A 16,394-nucleotide genomic window follows, 5' to 3' on the forward strand; every position below is an offset into this window, starting at 1 on the left:
TCGAACAGCCCCCGCCGAGATGTCCCATGGCCCGCAAGAAAGCTTCCGTCGACTTCGAACAGTCCCTCGCCGAACTGCAAACCCTGGTGGAACGCCTGGAGAGTGGCGAATTGTCGCTGGAAGACTCCCTGGGTGCCTTCGAGCAGGGCATTCGCCTGACCCGTGACTGCCAGGCGGCGCTGAGCCAGGCCGAGCAGAAGGTGCAGATCCTCCTCGAACGCGACGGCGAGATCAGCGAGGCGCCCTTCGATCCGGCAGGCGAAGACGCATGATCGCCGCCTACCAGACGCGCTGCCAGGCGCGTGTCGATGCCGCTCTGGAAGCCCTCTTCACCCCGCCCCGCCATGAACTCACCCGCCTCTACCAGGCCATGCGCTACAGCGTGGTCAACGGGGGCAAACGCGTGCGCCCGCTGCTGGCCTATGCCGCCTGCGAGGCCTTGGGTGGCGACAGCGAGCGGGCCGATGGCGCGGCCTGCGCGGTGGAGCTGATCCACGCCTATTCGCTGGTGCACGACGACCTGCCGGCAATGGACGACGACGACCTGCGCCGCGGCCAGCCGACCACCCACATCGCTTTCGACGAAGCCTGCGCGATCCTCGCCGGCGATGGCCTGCAGACGCTGGCCTTCGAGGTGCTCGGCGACGCCCGGCTGAATCCGCCGGACGCCGAGACGCGCCTGCAGATGATCATGACCCTGGCCCGCGCCGCCGGCTCCGCCGGAATGGTCGGCGGCCAGGCCATCGACCTCGAAGCGGTGGGGCGCAAGATCGACCAGCACGCCCTGGAAGTCATGCACCGGCACAAGACCGGCGCGCTGATCGAAGCCAGCGTGCGCCTCGGCGCCCTGGCCAGCGGCCACGCCGATAGCGAGCGCCTGGCCGCGCTGAGCCGCTACGCCGAAGCCATCGGCCTGGCCTTCCAGGTACAGGACGACATCCTCGACGTGGAGAGCGACACCAGCACCCTGGGCAAGACCCAGGGCAAGGACCAGGCCAACGACAAGCCGACCTACCCCGCGCTGCTCGGTCTCGACGCCGCCAAGACCTACGCCCTGGACCTGCGCGACCAGGCCCTGGCCGCGCTGCAAGGCTTCGACCAGCGCGCCGAGCCGCTGCGCGACCTGGCCCGCTACATCGTCGAACGGCGCAGCTGAGGCGGCGCCGGCTCGCCCACCGGCGCTCGGCCATCGCGTCCCCGTCGCCCATGGATAACTGCCGGCGACGGGCCTCGTATACAATATTCGCCACCCCCACCATCACCGGATTCCGCCGTGCCGCTGCCCCTGCACAACGCGCCCAACCTGGGCATCGCTCCGTCCGCTTCGGAAATCATCGCCAAGCACCTGCGCGAGGCGATCATCTCCGGCCAGATGGCCGAGCATGAGCCGATCCGCCAGGACGAAATCGCCCAGGTCTTCAACGTCAGCAAGATTCCCGTGCGCGAGGCGCTCAAGCGCCTGGAGGCCGAGGGCCTGGTGGAATTCCAGCGCAACAAGGGCGCGCTGGTGACGAAGATTTCCGAGCCGGAACTGGCGCAGATGTTCGAGGTGCGCGTGCTCCTCGAAGCCCAGGCGATCCGCCTGGCGGTGCCGAACATGAGTGAGGCGACCTTCGCCCGCGCCGAGCGCATCTGTGCCGAGTTCGTCGGCGAGGATGACGTCGGCCGCTGGGCCGAGCTGAACTGGGAACTGCACGCCTGCCTCTACGAACCGGCGCAGCGGCCGTTCCTGGTCGGGCTGATCCGTTCGATCCACGACAAGCTGGAGCGCTACCTGCGCATGCAGATGAGCCTGTCGGCCGGCAAGGAGCGCGCCGACCAGGAGCACCGCGAGATCATCGCCGCCTGCCGCGCCGGTGACGCCGAGCGCGCCGCGCAATTGATCGAAGAGCACATCAAGGGCGTCTGCCGCACGCTCTACGAGCACCTGCCGAACCCGCCGGCGCCCAACTGAGGGCGCCGCCTCTGTGCCGATTTCATCATCGGCACGGGGGAAACCGTTCAAGCGCGGCAGCCGCCCGTCACGCCACCCTAGATCGCACTCAGGACGACACAGGTGGCAGCATGAAACGCATCCAGGTACTCGACTCCCACACCGGCGGCGAACCCACCCGGCTGGTGCTCGACGGCTTTCCCGACCTCGGTCGCGGCAGCATGGCCGAGCGCCGGGCGCTGCTCGCCGAGCGCCATGACCAGTGGCGCGCGGCCTGCGTGCTGGAGCCGCGCGGCAGCGACGTGCTGGTCGGCGCGCTGCTCTGCGAGCCAGTCGATCCACAGGCTTGCGCCGGGGTGATCTTCTTCAACAACAGCGGCTACCTGGGCATGTGCGGCCACGGCACCATCGGCCTGGTCGTCTCGCTGGCGCACCTGGGCCGCATCGGCCCCGGCGTGCACCGCATCGAAACCCCGGTGGGCACGGTGGCGGCGACCCTGCACGAGGACGACTCGGTGAGCGTGCGCAACGTCCCCGCCTACCGCTACCGCCAGGCCGTGGCCCTGGACGTGCCGGGCATCGGCCGGGTCTGCGGCGATATCGCCTGGGGCGGCAACTGGTTCTTCCTCATCGCCGAGCACGGCCTGCGCGTCGCCGGCGACAACCTCGCCGCGCTGGGTGCCTACACCGGCGCGGTCAAGCAGGCCCTGGAAGACCGGGGCATCCGTGGCGAGGACGGCGGCCTGGTCGACCATATCGAGCTGTTCGCCGACGACCCGCAGGCCGACAGCCGCAACTATGTGCTCTGCCCCGGCAACGCCTACGACCGCTCGCCCTGCGGCACCGGCACCAGCGCCAAGCTGGCCTGCCTGGCCGCCGACGGCAAGCTGCAGCCCGGCCAGAGCTGGCGCCAGGCCAGCGTCATCGGCAGCCAGTTCGAGGGCAGCTTCGACTGGCAGGACGGCGTCGGCGGCGGGCGCATCATCCCGACCATCCGCGGCCGCGCGCACGTCAGCGCCGAGGCCACCCTGCTGCTGCAGGAGGACGATCCCTTCGCCTGGGGCATCCGCCCATGAGCCAAGGCCACTGTGCCGATGTGATCATCATCGGCGCCGGCATCGTCGGCGCCGCCTGTGCCGAGGCCCTGGCCCGCCGCGGCCTGCGCATCCTGGTGCTGGACGCACGCCTGCCCGGCGCCACGGCGGTGGGCATGGGCCACTTGCTGGTGCTCGACGAGAACCGCGCCGAGCTGGCACTGAGCGACTACTCGCTGCAACGCTGGCGCGACTGGGGCCGCGACATGCCGGCGGACTGCGCCTACCGCAACAACGGCACCCTGTGGCTGGCGGCCAACGCCGAGGAGCAGGCCGAGGCCGAGCGCAAGCACGCGCTGCTCGTCGAACAGGGCGTCGCCTCCCGCCTGGTCGGCGCGGCGCAGCTGCGCCAGCTCGAACCGGCCCTGCGCGAGGGCCTGCACGGCGGCCTGGAACTCAGTGGCGACGGCATCCTCTATGCGCCGCGCGCGGCGGCCTGGCTGCTCGCCTCGGCGCCCCGGCACATCGAGCAGCGCCAGGCCCGCGTGGTGGACATCGACGGCGCACGGGTGCGCCTGGACAGCGGCAAGTGGCTCGCCGCCCAGGCCGTGGTACTGGCCAACGGCATCCAGGCCAGCGAGCTGTGCGCGGAACTGCCGATCGAGCCGAAGAAGGGCCACCTGCTGATCACCGACCGCTATCCGGGGCGGGTCAGCCGCACCCTGGTCGAGCTTGGCTACGTGACCAGCGCGCACAACGCCAGCGGCCCGTCGGTGGCCTGCAATATCCAGCCGCGGCCCACCGGCCAGTTGTTCATCGGCGCCTCGCGGCAGTTCGGCACGCGCGATCCGCAGGTCGAGGGCTGGATGCTGGCGAAGATGCTGCGCCGCGCCATCGACTACGTGCCCGCGCTCGCCGGGCTCAACGCCATCCGCAGTTGGACCGGCTTCCGCGCCGCCAGCCCGGACGGCCTGCCGCTGCTCGGCGAACACCCGCAGCGGCCCGGCCTGTGGCTGGCGGTCGGCCACGAAGGCCTGGGCGTCACCACCGCCCCCGGCAGCGCCGACCTGCTCGCCGCGCAACTGTGCAACGAACGCGCGCCACTGGACCCCACGCCCTACCTGCCCCAGCGCTTCCTCGGAGAACGCCGCCATGCCTGATCTGTTCCTCGACGGCCAGCCCCTGCGCGTCGCCGCCGGCACCACGGTGGCCGCCGCCCTCGCCCTGGCCGGCGATGGCTGCAGCCGCACCTCGCTGAGCGGCCAGCGCCGCGCGCCCGTCTGCGGCATGGGTGTGTGCCAGGAGTGCCGGGTGAACATCGACGGCCAGCGCCGCCTGGCCTGCCAGACCCTGTGCCGCGACGGCATGCGGGTGGAGACCCGGCCATGAGCGCCCGCGCGGACATCGTCATCGTCGGCGCCGGTCCCGCCGGCCTCGCCGCCGCCCTCGCCGCCGCGCCCAGCGGCGCACGCATCGTCGTGCTCGACGACAACCCGGCGCCCGGCGGGCAAATCTGGCGCGACGGAGCGCAGGCGACGCTGCCGGCCGAGGCCCTGCGCCTGCGCGAGCGCCTGGCGGCCTGCGCCAATGTCCGCCTGGCCTGCGCCACCCGCGTGGTGGCCCTGGCCGGCGCCCGCGGCCTGTTGCTGGAAGACCCCGAGCGCGGCTGGCGCCTGGACTACGAGAAACTGATCCTCTGTACCGGCGCGCGCGAGCTGCTGCTGCCCTTCCCCGGCTGGACCCTGCCCGGCGTCACCGGCGCCGGTGGCCTGCAGGCGCTGATCAAGGGCGGCCTGCCGGTAAGCGGCGAACACCTGGTGCTCGCCGGCAGCGGCCCGCTGCTGCTGGCCAGCGCCGCCACCGCCAAGGCCAATGGCGCGCGCGTCCTGCGCATCGCCGAGCAGGCGCCCTGGTCGGCCGTCGCCCGCTTCGCCCTGCGCCTGCCGCGCTGGCCGAACAAGCTGGCGCAGTCCTTCGCGCTGCATGATCCGGGCTATCGCGCCAACAGCCACGTGGTCGCCGCGCTGGGCAGCGAGCGCCTGGAAGGCGTGCGCCTGAACCAGGGCGGCAAGCTGCTGGAGATCGAATGTGAGCGGCTGGCCTGCGGCTTCGGCCTGATCCCCAATATCCAGCTCGCCCAGGCACTGGGCTGCGCCATCGACGGCAACGCCATCGCCGTCGATGCGTGGCAGGCGAGCAGCCGGGAGGCGGTGTACGCAGCGGGCGAATGCAGCGGTTTCGGTGGCAGCGAACTGGCCCTGGTGGAGGGCGCCATCGCCGGCCACGCGGCAGTCGGCGAGCCGCAACGCGCCCGCGCCCTGTGGCGGCAACGCCAGCGCTGGCAGGGCTTCGCCGAGGCGCTGCGGCGGGACTTCGCCCTCGATCCGCGCCTGTCGCGCCTGGCCGCGCCGGATACCCTGGTCTGTCGCTGCGAAGACGTGCCCTACTCCAGCCTCGCCGGGCAACCCGACTGGACCGCCGCGAAACTCGCCAGCCGCTGCGGCATGGGCGCCTGCCAGGGCCGTGTGTGTGGCGCGGCGGCACAACACCTGTTCGGCTGGCAACCGCCGGCGCCACGCCCACCGTTCAGCCCGGCGCGCCTCGACACCCTGCTGCAACTGGTCGAGGACGACGGCGCCGCCTGACCGGGGCGGCCCGAGCGACAGCGGCGGCATGCCTTTCGCCGGCGCTCGCCGCCCCGTATTCTCGACGGGTGTTCCACCGCCGACTCCAGCTCCCGATGCACGACCTGATCCCCCAGGGCGCCCGCGATCTCGATAGCCTGCTGCAATCCCTGCGGCAGATCGCGCCGCTGTTCGATGCCATGCCCGGCGTGGTGTTCTTCGTCAAAGACCGGCAGGCGCGCTATGTGCTGGTCAACCAGACCCTGGCCCAGCGCTGCGGGGTGAAACAGGTGCGCGAACTGCTCGGGCTCACCGCCGAGCAGGTGTTTCCGGCGCGCTACGGGCCGATCTACACCGAGCAGGATCGCCGCGTGCTCAGCGGCGGCGGCCAGCTCAGCGACCAGCTCGAACTGCACCTGTACCCGGCGCGCCAACCGGGCTGGTGCCTGACCCACAAACTGGCCCTGCGGGACGCCGAGGGCGCCATCATCGGCATGGCCGGGATTTCCTGCGACCTGCCCGGGGTGCCGTCCTCGCACCCGGCCTACCCGCGCCTGGCGGCGGTGGATGCGCACATCCGCGAGCACTTCGACCAGCCGATCAGCCTCAGCGAACTCACCGAACTGGCCGGACTTTCGGTGGCGCAGCTGGAGCGTTACTGCAAGCGCATCTTCCAGCTCACGCCACGGCAGATGATCCACAAGGCGCGCCTCGGCGCCGCCACCCGCCTGCTCGCCGGCGAGCTGCCGATCACCGAGATCGCCCTGCGCTGCGGCTACACCGACCACAGCGCCTTCAGCCGCCAGTTCCGCGCCCTCACCGGGCTGTCGCCGACGCAATACCGCGAGTCCCAGGCGTCCGCGCACTGAGGCGGGCGAGAGTGCTCCCATAAGGGGCAGCGGCGCCGGCTGCTGCTTCCTTTTGTAACGGCAGCGGGAACACCCCGCCGCCAGCCCCCACGCCCTGCCGCCACGCCCATCCCCTCAACGCCGGGCCCTGCGACCCGATGGTCACGCCGCAGCCGGTTCTGGCACATGCCTTGCTCTGAAAAATATCGTATACGAAATCCCTAATACCAAATCGCTGCCCAACACAGACTCAGAGAGGCCCCCATGAAATTCACCCGAATCGCCGTCGCCCTCACCGCTGTTGCCAGTACCCTCCTCGTCAGCCAGGCCCAGGCCGACAAACTCGACGACATCATCGAATCCGGCAAGCTGCGCTGCGCCGTGACCCTGGACTTCCCGCCCATGGGCTCGCGGGATGCGCAGAACAACCCGGTCGGCTTCGACGTGGACTACTGCAACGACCTGGCGAAGGTGCTCGGGGTCAGCGCGGAAATCGTCGAGACGCCCTTCCCCGACCGTATCCCGGCGCTGGTTTCCGGCCGCGCCGATGTGATTGTCGCCTCCACCTCCGACACCCTGGAGCGCGCCAAGACCGTGGGCATGACCGTGCCCTACTTCGCCTTCCAGATGGTCGTGCTGACCCGCGACGACACCGGCATCAAGAGCTACGACGACATCAAGGGCCGCCCGGTCGGCAACACCAGCGGCACCTACGAGGCGATCGCCCTGGAGAAGGACGTGAAGAAGTGGGGCAGCGGCAGCTTCCGCGCCTACCAGACGCAGAACGACACCATCCTCGCCGTCGCCCAGGGCCACATCGACGCCACCGTGGTCACCAATACCGTCGCCGCCTCGACCCTAAAGTCCGGCAAGTACAAGGGTCTGAAAGTGGCCGGCAACGCGCCCTACGTCATCGATTACGTGTCGCTGGCCGCCCAGCGCAGCGAGTACGGCCTGATCAACTACCTCAACCTGTTCGTCAACCAGCAGGTGCGCACCGGCCGCTACAACGAGCTGTACGAGAAGTGGGTCGGCGGCAGCCCGGTCGAACTCACCGTTCCCCACGTTTATTACTGACGGCGGGCCGAGGATGTCTTCGATGCACACCACAGATGCGGCGGACGCGGTGCTGAACGGCCGCGTCCTGATGGGGGGCAGCGCCGAAGGGGAGCTGCTGTACGCCGGAACCGGGCTGAGCTTCTGGGGCGGCGTCGATCCCTTCAGCGGCGAGGTGATCGACCGCCACCACCCGCTCAGCGGCAGCCTGCTGCCCGGCCGGGTGCTGGCGATCCCCAGCGGGCGCGGCTCCTGCACCGGCAGCAGCGTGCTGCTGGAAATGCTCCTCAACGGCCACGCGCCAGCGGCCCTGCTGCTGGCCGAGGCGGATGAAATCCTCAGCCTCGGGGTGCTGGTGGCGCAGGTGCTGTTCGGCCAGGCGATCCCAGTGCTGTGCCTCGGCCACGAGGGTTTCGCACGCCTCGCCGGCGCTGGCTGGGCGCGCATCGAAGACGGCCAGGCGCGGCTTTATCCACAGCGCCCCGCGGACCACTGGCGGGGCGTCATGGCCCGCGACGCCGGGCCCTTGCCGGACAGCCTGGCGCTGGACGCCGGCGACCGCGCCCTGCTCGCCGGCGAGCACGGCAAGGCAGCCCAGGCGGCGATGCAGATCCTCCTGCGCATGGCCGCCCTGCAGGGCGCGACGGAACTGCTGGACGTGACCCAGGCGCACATCGACGGCTGCATCTACACCGGCCCGGCGAGCCTGCGTTTCGCCCGCCAACTGGTCGACTGGGGCGCCCGCGTGCGGGTGCCCACCACCCTCAATTCGATCTCCGTGGATCAGCGCCGCTGGCGCGAGCTGGGTGTCGCCGCGGACTTCGGCGAAGCGGCCAGCGCCCTCGGCGAGGCCTACATGGCGATGGGCGCGCACCTCAGCTACACCTGCGCGCCCTACTTGCTGGACAGCGCCCCCGGCCTCGGCGAACAGGTGGTCTGGGCCGAGTCCAACGCCGTGGTCTACGCCAACAGCGTGCTCGGCGCGCGCACCCTCAAGTACCCCGATTACCTCGACATCTGCATCGCCCTCAGCGGCCGTGCGCCGAATGTCGGCAGCCACCGCGACGACGGGCGCCGGGCCACGCTGCGGATCGACGTCGAGCTGCCCGCCGACCACGACGACGCCCTGTATCCACTGCTCGGCTACCACATCGGCCAGCTCTGCGGCAGCCGCATCCCGGTGGTCGACGGCCTGCAGGCGCTGGCGCCGGACAGCGACGCGCTGAAAGCCTTCGGCGCGGCCTTCGCCACCACCTCGGCGGCGCCGATGTTCCATATCGCCGGCGTCACCCCGGAGGCGCCGGACCTCGACAGCGCCCTCGGCGGCCAGGCGCCGCGGCAACGCCTGCGGATCACCCCGGCGGAGCTGATCGCCACCTGGCGCGAGCTGGACCGCGCGGCGGAACCCAACGTGCAACTGGTGTCGCTGGGCAACCCGCACTTCTCCGCCAGCGAATGCGCGGCCCTGGCCGCGCTCTGCACCGGGCGCCGCAAGCACCCGGAGGTCGCCCTGGTCATCACCCTCGGCCGCGCGGTGCAGGAACAGGCGCGCCAGGCCGGACACGTGCAGGCGTTGCAGGACTTCGGCGCGCTGCTGGTCAACGACACCTGCTGGTGCATGCTCGGCGAGCCGATCATCCCGCCGCACTGCACCACGCTGATCACCAACTCCGCCAAGTACGCCCACTACGGCCCCGGCCTGGCCGGTCGCCAGGTGCATTTCGGCAGCCTCGCGGCCTGCGTCGAGGCGGCCTGCAGCGGGCGCGGCGACGGCGGCGTACCGGCCTGGCTGAGCGCGGAGGCGCACTGAAATGTTCAACTACAGCTTCCACTGGCGCGCCGCCTACAAAGCCCTGCCGGACATGCTGTCCGGCGCCTGGGTGACCCTGGAGACCGCCGCCCTGTCGATGCTGCTCGGCGTGCTCATCGCCCTGCTGCTGACGGTCATGCGGCAGATGCAACAGCCGCTGCCGCGCGGCTTCGCCGACGCCTGGGTGTCCATCGCGCGCAACACCCCGTCGCTGTTCCAGATCTACATCCTGTACTTCGGCCTGGGCTCCTTCGGCCTCCACGTCAGTTCCTGGGCGGCGCTACTGGCGGGGATCACCTTCAACAACGCCGGCTACCTGGCGGAGAACTTCCGCGGCGGCCTCAAGGCCGTGCCGGACACGCAGATGCGCGCCGCGCGCTCGCTGGGCATGAGCGCCTTCCAGGCGTACCGGCTGATCGTCATCCCGCAGTTGCTGCGCGTGGTCTTCTACCCGCTGACCAACCAGATGGTCTGGGCGGTGCTGATGACCTCGCTGGGCGTGGTGGTGGGACTGAACAACGACCTCACCGGCGTGACCCAGGACTACAACGTGCGCACCTTCCGCACCTTCGAGTTCTTCGCCCTGGCGGCGGCGCTCTACTACCTGATCGCCAAGCTCATCGTGGCGGCCGCGCGCCTGCTGGGCTGGCGTCTGTTCCGCTACTGAGGAGGCCGCAGGCATGTTTTCCACGAGTTTCACCGGCAACGACCTGCTGTTCCTCCTGCGGGGCGCCTGGGTCACCCTCGAACTGACCGTCGCCTCGATGCTCATCGGCACCCTGGCCGGCGTGCTGCTCGGCTGGCTGCGCGCCAGCCTGCCGCGGGCGACGCTGCCGCTGGGCTGGTTTCTCGATGTGTTCCGCAGCGTGCCGCTGCTGATCCAGTTCGTGCTGTTCAACGCCCTGAAGAGCATCGCCGGGCTGAACTGGAGCGCCTTCAGCATCGGCTGCCTGGTGCTGGGCGTGTACGCGGCGGCGTTCTGCACCGAGATCATCCGCAGCGGCATCCTCGCCGTACCGCCCAGCCTGCGCCGCGCCAGCCGCTCGCTGGGACTGTCCTACTGGCAGGACCTGCGCTACGTGGTCCTGCCGCTGGCCGCGCGGGTGGCCTTCCCCGGCTGGCTGAACCTGGCCCTGGGGGTGATGAAGGACACCGCGCTGGTCATGTGGATCGGCATCATCGAGCTGCTGCGCGCCTCGCAGACCATCGTCACGCGCATCCAGGAACCCCTGCTGGTGCTGTGCATCGCCGGGGCGATCTATTACCTCATGAGCTGGGTCGTGGCGCGCCTCGGCGCCCGGCTGGAAAAAAGGTGGCAGGAAAATGATTGAAATCGACAACGTGCACAAAGCCTACGGCGACCTGGAAGTGGTCAAGGGCGTGAGCCTCAGGGTGAACAAAGGCGAAGTGGTCTCGATCATCGGCGGCTCCGGCTCGGGCAAGTCCACCCTGCTGATGTGCATCAACGGCCTGGAGCCGATCCAGAAAGGCAGCATCCGCGTCGACGGCACCGAGGTCCACGCCAGGAGCACCGACCTGAACAAGCTGCGGCAGAAGATCGGCATCGTCTTCCAGCAGTGGAACGCCTTCCCCCACCTGACGGTGCTGGAGAACGTGATGCTGGCGCCGCGCAAGGTGCTCGGCCAGAGCCGCGAGGAAGCCGAGGCGATGGCGGTGAAGCAACTGCGCCACGTCGGCCTCGGCGACAAGCTCAAGGTGTTCCCCAGCAAGCTCTCCGGCGGCCAGCAGCAACGCATGGCGATCGCCCGCGCGCTGGCCATGTCGCCGGACTACATGCTGTTCGACGAGGCCACCTCGGCGCTCGACCCGCAACTGGTCGGCGAGGTGCTCGACACCATGCGCCTGCTCGCCGAGGAAGGCATGACCATGGTCCTGGTCACCCACGAAATCCGCTTCGCCCGCGACGTGTCCGACCGCGTGGCGTTCTTCCGCAACGGCCTGGTGCATGAAATCGGCGCGCCGGAGCAGGTGATCGGCAATCCGCAGAAGGCAGAGACCGCGGACTTCCTCAAGTCGGTGCTGTAGCGCCGCGCAGAACAGGAGACAGACATGCGTTCGAGCAAGATCATCCACGTGGTCAGCTGCCATGCCGAGGGCGAGGTCGGCGACGTCATCGTCGGCGGCGTCGCGCCACCGCCGGGCGACAGCGTCTGGGCACAGTCGCGCTGGATCGCCAGCGACGCGACGCTACGCAACTTCGTGCTCAACGAACCGCGCGGCGGGGTGTTCCGCCACGTCAACCTGCTGCTCCCGGCGAAAGACCCACGGGCGCAGATGGCCTGGATCATCATGGAGCCGGCGGACACTCCGCCGATGTCCGGCTCCAACTCGCTGTGCGTCAGCACCGTGCTGCTCGACAGCGGCATCCTGCCGATGCAGGAGCCGCAGACCCGCCTGGTGCTGGAAGCGCCCGGCGGCCTGATCGAAGCCGTGGCCGACTGCCGCGACGGCAAGGTGGAGCGCGTGGAAGTGCGCAACCTGCCGTCCTTCGCCGACCGGCTCGACGCCTGGATCGAAGTGGACGGCCTCGGCTCGCTGCAGGTGGATACCGCCTATGGCGGCGACAGCTTCGTCATCGCCGACGCCCATGCGCTGGGCTTCAGCCTGCACGCCTCGGAGGCCGCTGAGCTGGTCGCCACCGGCCTGAAGATCACCCAGGCGGCCAACCAGCAACTGGGCTTCGTGCACCCGCAGAATCCCGACTGGGCGCACATTTCCTTCTGCCAGCTGGCCGCCCCGGTGGAACGCCGCGACGGCGTGCTGCACGGACGCAACGCGGTGGTGATCCACCCCGGCAAGATCGACCGCTCGCCCTGCGGCACCGGCTGCTCGGCGCGCATGGCGGTGCTCCACGCCAAGGGCCAGTTGCGCGACGGCGAACGCTTCGTCGGCCAGTCCATCATCGACTCGCAGTTCCACTGCCGCATCGACGGCCTCACCGAGGTGGCCGGTCGCCCGGCGATCCACCCGTGCATTGCCGGCCGCGCCTGGATCACCGGCACTCACCAGATGCTGCTCGATCCGGCCGATCCCTGGCCGCAGGGCTACCGCCTCTCCGACACCTGGCCGAACGGCCACTGAACCCCAACCCATCGCCCTCGCGGCAGCCAACGGATCCGCCAAACGGATCGCAACGACGAAAGGCAACGGCATCTACCGACGCGTTTCGTATACGAAATACGACAATCTGGAGGCAACATGAGCAAGAAGGTCAATTGGAGTGGCGTGTTCCCCGCCGTTACCACCCAATTCAACAGCGACTTCTCGGTCAACCTGGAAGCCACCCACAGGGTCATCGCCAACCTGGTGCGCGACGGCGTCTCCGGCCTGGTGGTGTGCGGCAGCGTCGGCGAGAACACCTCGCTGACCATCGAAGAGAAGATGGCCGTCACCGAGGTCGCCAAGGACGCCTCCGGCGGCCGCGTGCCGGTGATCTGCGGGGTCGCCGAATTCACCAGCGCCGGCGCCGCGCGGGTAGCTCAGGCGGTGGAGAAGGTCGGCGTCGACGGCATCATGCTGATGCCGGCGCTGGTCTACTCCTCCAAGCCGCACGAGACCGCCGCGCACTTCCGCAGCGTGGCGCAAAGCACCGACCTGCCGGTGATGGTCTACAACAACCCGCCGATCTACAAGAACGACGTCACCCCGGACATTCTCATCTCCCTCGCCGACTGCGAGAACATCGTCTGCTTCAAGGACAGCTCCGGCGACACCCGCCGCTTCATCGACGTGCGCAACGAAGTGGGCGACCGCTTCATCCTCTTCGCCGGCCTCGACGACGTGGTCCTGGAAAGCATCGCGGTGGGCGCCGAGGGCTGGATCTCGGGGATGTCCAACGTCTTCCCGCAGGAAGGCGAGACCATCTTCCGCCTCTGCCGGGCCGGGCGCTTCGCCGAAGCCATGCCGATCTACGAATGGCTGATGCCGATCCTGCACCTGGATGCGCGGCCGGACCTGGTGCAGTGCATCAAGCTCTGCGAAGAGATCGCCGGCCGCGGCAGCGCCCTGACCCGCCCGCCGCGCCTGGCCCTGCAAGGCGCCGACCGCGAGCACGTGGAGCGCATCATGGCCAAGGCCCTGGCCAACCGCCCGGCACTCCCCGACGTAGGCCTCTGACCCACCGCCAAGCGTCCCCGGCCAGGCGGCCGGGGGCGTGGAGAGACAGCCCATGAGCAACTTCATCGCCGGCCGCCGCAGCGGCGCCGGCAGCATTCATCTGCAGAGTGTCGATGCCAGCACTGGCGAGGCGCTGCCGCAAACCTTCCTGCAAGCCACGCCGGAAGAGGTGGACGCCGCCGCCCGCGCCGCCGCGGCCGCCTTCCCCGGCTACAGCGCCCTGCCGCCCGCGCGCCGCGCCGAATTCCTCGACGCCATCGCCAACCAACTGGACGCCCTCGGCGCTGACTTCATCGCCACCGTCTGCCGCGAGACCGCCCTGCCCGCCGCGCGCATCCAGGGCGAGCGCGCCCGCACCAGCGCGCAGATGCGCCTGTTCGCCCAGGTGCTGCGCCGCGGCGACTTCCTCGGCGCGCGCATCGACCGCGCGCTGCCGCAACGCCAGCCGCTGCCACGCCCCGACCTGCGCCAGTACAAGGTCGGCGTCGGCCCGGTGGCGGTGTTCGGCGCCAGCAACTTCCCGCTGGCCTTCTCCACCGCCGGAGGCGACAGCGCCGCCGCCCTGGCCGCCGGCTGCCCGCTGGTGGTCAAGGCGCACAGCGGCCACATGGCCACCGCCGAGCAGGTGGGCGAGGCCATCGTCCGTGCCGCCGCGGCCACCGGCATGCCCGCCGGCGTGTTCAACATGATCTATGGCGCCGGGGTCGGCGAGCCGCTGGTGCGCCACCCGGCGATCCAGGCGGTCGGCTTCACCGGCTCGCTGAAAGGCGGCCGCGCGCTGTGCGACCTGGCCGCCGCCCGCCCGCAGCCGATTCCGGTATTCGCCGAGATGAGCAGCATCAACCCGGTGCTGGTGCTGCCCGCCGCGCTGCACCAGCGTGGCCAGGCCATCGCCGCTGAACTGGCCGACTCGGTGGTGCTCGGCTGCGGCCAGTTCTGCACCAATCCCGGCCTGGTGATCGGCATCGCCTCGCCGGATTTCAGCCTGTTCCGCGCCCAGCTGATCGCCGAAATCGGCCAACGCCCGGCGCAAACCATGCTCAACGCCGGCACCCTGCGCAGCTACGAAGCGGGCCTCGCGCGCCTGCACGCGCACCCCGCCGTGCGCCATCTCGCGGGCCAGGCGCAGCAGGGCCGGCAGGCGCACCCGCAATTGTTCCAGGCCGAGGCGAGGCTGCTGCTGGACGGCGACGCGCTGCTGCAAGAAGAAGGCTTCGGCCCGACCACGGTGCTGGTCGAAGTGGCCGACGAGGACGAACTGCAGGCGGCCCTGGAGGGCCTGCACGGTCAGCTCAGCGCCACCCTGATCGCCGCGCCGGCGGACCTGGAGCGCTTCGCCGCGCTGGTCCCGCTGCTGCAACGCAAGGCCGGCCGCCTGCTGCTCAACGGCTACCCGACCGGCGTGGAAGTCTGCGACGCCATGGTCCACGGCGGTCCCTACCCGGCCACCTCGGACGCCCGTGGCACCTCGGTCGGCAGCCTGGCCATCGAGCGCTTCCTGCGCCCGGTGTGCTACCAGAACTACCCCGACGCGCTGCTGCCGGAGGCGCTGAAAAACGCCAACCCGCTGGCGATCGCGCGGCTGGTGGATGGCCAAATGACGCGGGCGCCGCTGGCTGATTGAAGCCCTGGGCGTCCAGCCCCGGCCGCGCGCCGGGGCTTGTTCATTGCCGCGCGGGGTGCCGACGGAATGCGACCGACCGCCGCCGGGGCCCAGGCGCGGCCGGCGCCGATCCTGTACCCAGGCGTAAAGCAGCCTTTCCCGCCAGGGCCGGATTCACTCAAGCAATGTGCGCAAATCAGCATACAGGGACTCGCTGATCGCCACGCCCTCCGCCAGGCTGCGCTGGCGCGCGGCGAAGCGCCGTTGCGACGGCAGGCGCGCGCCCATGTCGACGATGGCCGCGAAGAGCGTCTCGGCGCGCGCCATGTGCTGCGCCGCGTCGGCGCCGAGGAAGCGCGCCGGATCGAGGGCGATCAGCAGTTCGCCGTGGTAGGGCAAGGCGCGCGCCCCGGCGTCCAAGGCCAGCGACTCGGCGCTGGTCAGGTCGCCGATCAGCGGCCCGGCGAGCAGCTCGACCATCGCCGCCAGGGCCGAGCCCTTGTGGCCGCCGAAGGTCAGCATGGCGCCCTTGAGCACCGCGCCGGGGTCGCAGCTGGGCTGGCCCTCGGCATCGATGCCCCAGCCCGGCGGGATAGCCTTGCCTTCGCGCTCGTGCAACTGGATTTCGCCGCGCGCCACGGCGCTGGTGGCGAAGTCGAAGACGAACGGCGCCTGCGCGCCGCGTGGCCAGCCGAAGGCGATCGGGTTGGTGCCGAACAGCGGCCGCGAGCCGCCGGCCGGCGCCACCCAGGCATGGCTGGGCGTCGCCGCCAGGGCCACCAGCCCCTGGGCGGTGATCTGCTCGATTTCCACCCAGAGCGCGGAAAAGTGCACGCAACGGTTGATCGCCAGGGCGGCGATGCCCTGCTGGCGGGCCTTGTCCACCAGCAGCGGCAGGCCGACGGCGAAGGCGCACTGGGAAAAACCGCCGTGGGCGTCCACCCGCACCAGGCCGGGAGCCTGATCGACGACCTGCGGCTCGGCGTCGCGGCAGACCTTGCCGGCCTGCGCCGTGGCGATACAGCCGAGCAGCCGCCAGACGCCGTGCGAGGCGCAGCCATCGCGCTCGCCGGCGACCACGGTGGCGGCCACCGCCTGTACGTGCGGCTCGCTGAATCCATGCCGGCGCAGGATCGCCACCGCCAGCTCGTGCAGTTCATCCAGGGTCAATCGGATCACGCTGTGCTCCTCCAGAGGTCCAGGCGCCAACAGTGACGGTTCCGGGGCGCGCCGCGCTTGCTCGCTTTGCGCGACGATGGCGACGATTTCGGCACAAGGCGCCCGCGCCCCACGACCATCCGCTCATCCTGCGAACCGCCGCGCCTTGCTTGGGCCAACCCGGCGCATCA

At 70.5% G+C, this 16,394-nt stretch carries 17 protein-coding genes; 16 read left to right on the forward strand and 1 reads right to left on the reverse strand.

Features of this window, described 5'->3' with window-relative positions; genetic code table 11:
- Positions 1-26: 26 nt before the first annotated feature.
- From BLQ74_RS06665 to BLQ74_RS06740, 16 genes are all read left to right on the forward strand, one after another.
- Entirely contained in the window at positions 27-272 is a 246-nt protein-coding gene (locus BLQ74_RS06665; RefSeq protein WP_090261757.1) for an exodeoxyribonuclease VII small subunit, read from the forward strand.
- Entirely contained in the window at positions 269-1,156 is an 888-nt protein-coding gene (gene ispA, locus BLQ74_RS06670; protein ID WP_090261758.1) for a (2E,6E)-farnesyl diphosphate synthase, read from the forward strand. The genes BLQ74_RS06665 and ispA overlap by 4 nt, the downstream gene beginning before the upstream one ends.
- A 129-nt stretch (positions 1,157-1,285) precedes the next feature.
- Positions 1,286-1,954, forward strand: coding sequence for a GntR family transcriptional regulator (locus tag BLQ74_RS06675; protein ID WP_090261993.1), 669 nt, complete (start codon positions 1,286-1,288; stop codon positions 1,952-1,954).
- A 110-nt stretch (positions 1,955-2,064) separates the two neighbouring features.
- Entirely contained in the window at positions 2,065-3,009 is a 945-nt protein-coding gene (locus BLQ74_RS06680; protein WP_090261759.1) for a 4-hydroxyproline epimerase, read from the forward strand.
- On the forward strand, positions 3,006-4,127 hold the full coding sequence (locus BLQ74_RS06685; RefSeq protein ID WP_090261760.1) for an NAD(P)/FAD-dependent oxidoreductase: 1,122 nt from the start codon (positions 3,006-3,008) through the stop codon (positions 4,125-4,127). The genes BLQ74_RS06680 and BLQ74_RS06685 overlap by 4 nt, the downstream gene beginning before the upstream one ends.
- Positions 4,120-4,356 (forward strand): 2Fe-2S iron-sulfur cluster-binding protein, encoded by a 237-nt coding sequence (locus BLQ74_RS06690; RefSeq protein WP_090261761.1) that lies wholly within the window; start codon positions 4,120-4,122, stop codon positions 4,354-4,356. The genes BLQ74_RS06685 and BLQ74_RS06690 overlap by 8 nt, the downstream gene beginning before the upstream one ends.
- Complete coding sequence (locus BLQ74_RS06695) at positions 4,353-5,612, forward strand: NAD(P)/FAD-dependent oxidoreductase (RefSeq protein ID WP_090261762.1); 1,260 nt, start codon at positions 4,353-4,355, stop codon at positions 5,610-5,612. Before BLQ74_RS06690 ends, BLQ74_RS06695 begins: the two co-directional genes overlap by 4 nt.
- Before the next feature lie 95 nt (positions 5,613-5,707).
- Positions 5,708-6,460, forward strand: a complete 753-nt coding sequence (locus BLQ74_RS06700; RefSeq protein ID WP_212633128.1) for an AraC family transcriptional regulator — start codon at positions 5,708-5,710, stop codon at positions 6,458-6,460.
- Positions 6,461-6,703: 243 nt separating this feature from the next.
- Positions 6,704-7,516, forward strand: a complete 813-nt coding sequence (locus tag BLQ74_RS06705; RefSeq protein WP_090261763.1) for an ABC transporter substrate-binding protein — start codon at positions 6,704-6,706, stop codon at positions 7,514-7,516.
- Positions 7,517-7,538: 22 nt separating this feature from the next.
- Positions 7,539-9,305, forward strand: a complete 1,767-nt coding sequence (gene lhpI / locus BLQ74_RS06710; protein ID WP_244507151.1) for a cis-3-hydroxy-L-proline dehydratase — start codon at positions 7,539-7,541, stop codon at positions 9,303-9,305.
- 1 nt (position 9,306) lies between these two features.
- Positions 9,307-9,972 (forward strand): amino acid ABC transporter permease, encoded by a 666-nt coding sequence (locus BLQ74_RS06715; RefSeq protein ID WP_090261764.1) that lies wholly within the window; start codon positions 9,307-9,309, stop codon positions 9,970-9,972.
- Positions 9,973-9,985: 13 nt separating this feature from the next.
- Positions 9,986-10,636, forward strand: a complete 651-nt coding sequence (locus BLQ74_RS06720) for an amino acid ABC transporter permease (RefSeq protein ID WP_090261765.1) — start codon at positions 9,986-9,988, stop codon at positions 10,634-10,636.
- A complete protein-coding gene (locus tag BLQ74_RS06725) occupies positions 10,629-11,351 on the forward strand; it encodes an amino acid ABC transporter ATP-binding protein (protein WP_090261766.1) in 723 nt (240 codons plus the stop codon). The genes BLQ74_RS06720 and BLQ74_RS06725 overlap by 8 nt, the downstream gene beginning before the upstream one ends.
- 24 nt (positions 11,352-11,375) lie before the next feature.
- Positions 11,376-12,407 carry a trans-3-hydroxy-L-proline dehydratase gene (locus tag BLQ74_RS06730; protein WP_090261767.1) on the forward strand — a complete coding sequence of 344 codons (1,032 nt, stop codon included), beginning with the start codon at positions 11,376-11,378 and terminating at the stop codon, positions 12,405-12,407.
- A gap of 117 nt (positions 12,408-12,524) precedes the next feature.
- Positions 12,525-13,442, forward strand: a complete 918-nt coding sequence (locus BLQ74_RS06735) for a dihydrodipicolinate synthase family protein (RefSeq protein ID WP_090261768.1) — start codon at positions 12,525-12,527, stop codon at positions 13,440-13,442.
- 52 nt (positions 13,443-13,494) lie between these two features.
- Complete coding sequence (locus BLQ74_RS06740) at positions 13,495-15,066, forward strand: aldehyde dehydrogenase (NADP(+)) (protein ID WP_090261769.1); 1,572 nt, start codon at positions 13,495-13,497, stop codon at positions 15,064-15,066.
- A 153-nt stretch (positions 15,067-15,219) separates the two neighbouring features.
- On the opposite strand, the gene BLQ74_RS06745 is transcribed toward BLQ74_RS06740, so the two are convergent.
- Positions 15,220-16,224 carry an Ldh family oxidoreductase gene (locus BLQ74_RS06745; protein ID WP_090261770.1) on the reverse strand — a complete coding sequence of 335 codons (1,005 nt, stop codon included), beginning with the start codon at positions 16,222-16,224 and terminating at the stop codon, positions 15,220-15,222.
- Positions 16,225-16,394 lie beyond the last annotated feature (170 nt).

This window comes from Pseudomonas panipatensis, assembly GCF_900099785.1.
GTDB lineage: Bacteria > Pseudomonadota > Gammaproteobacteria > Pseudomonadales > Pseudomonadaceae > Pseudomonas > Pseudomonas panipatensis.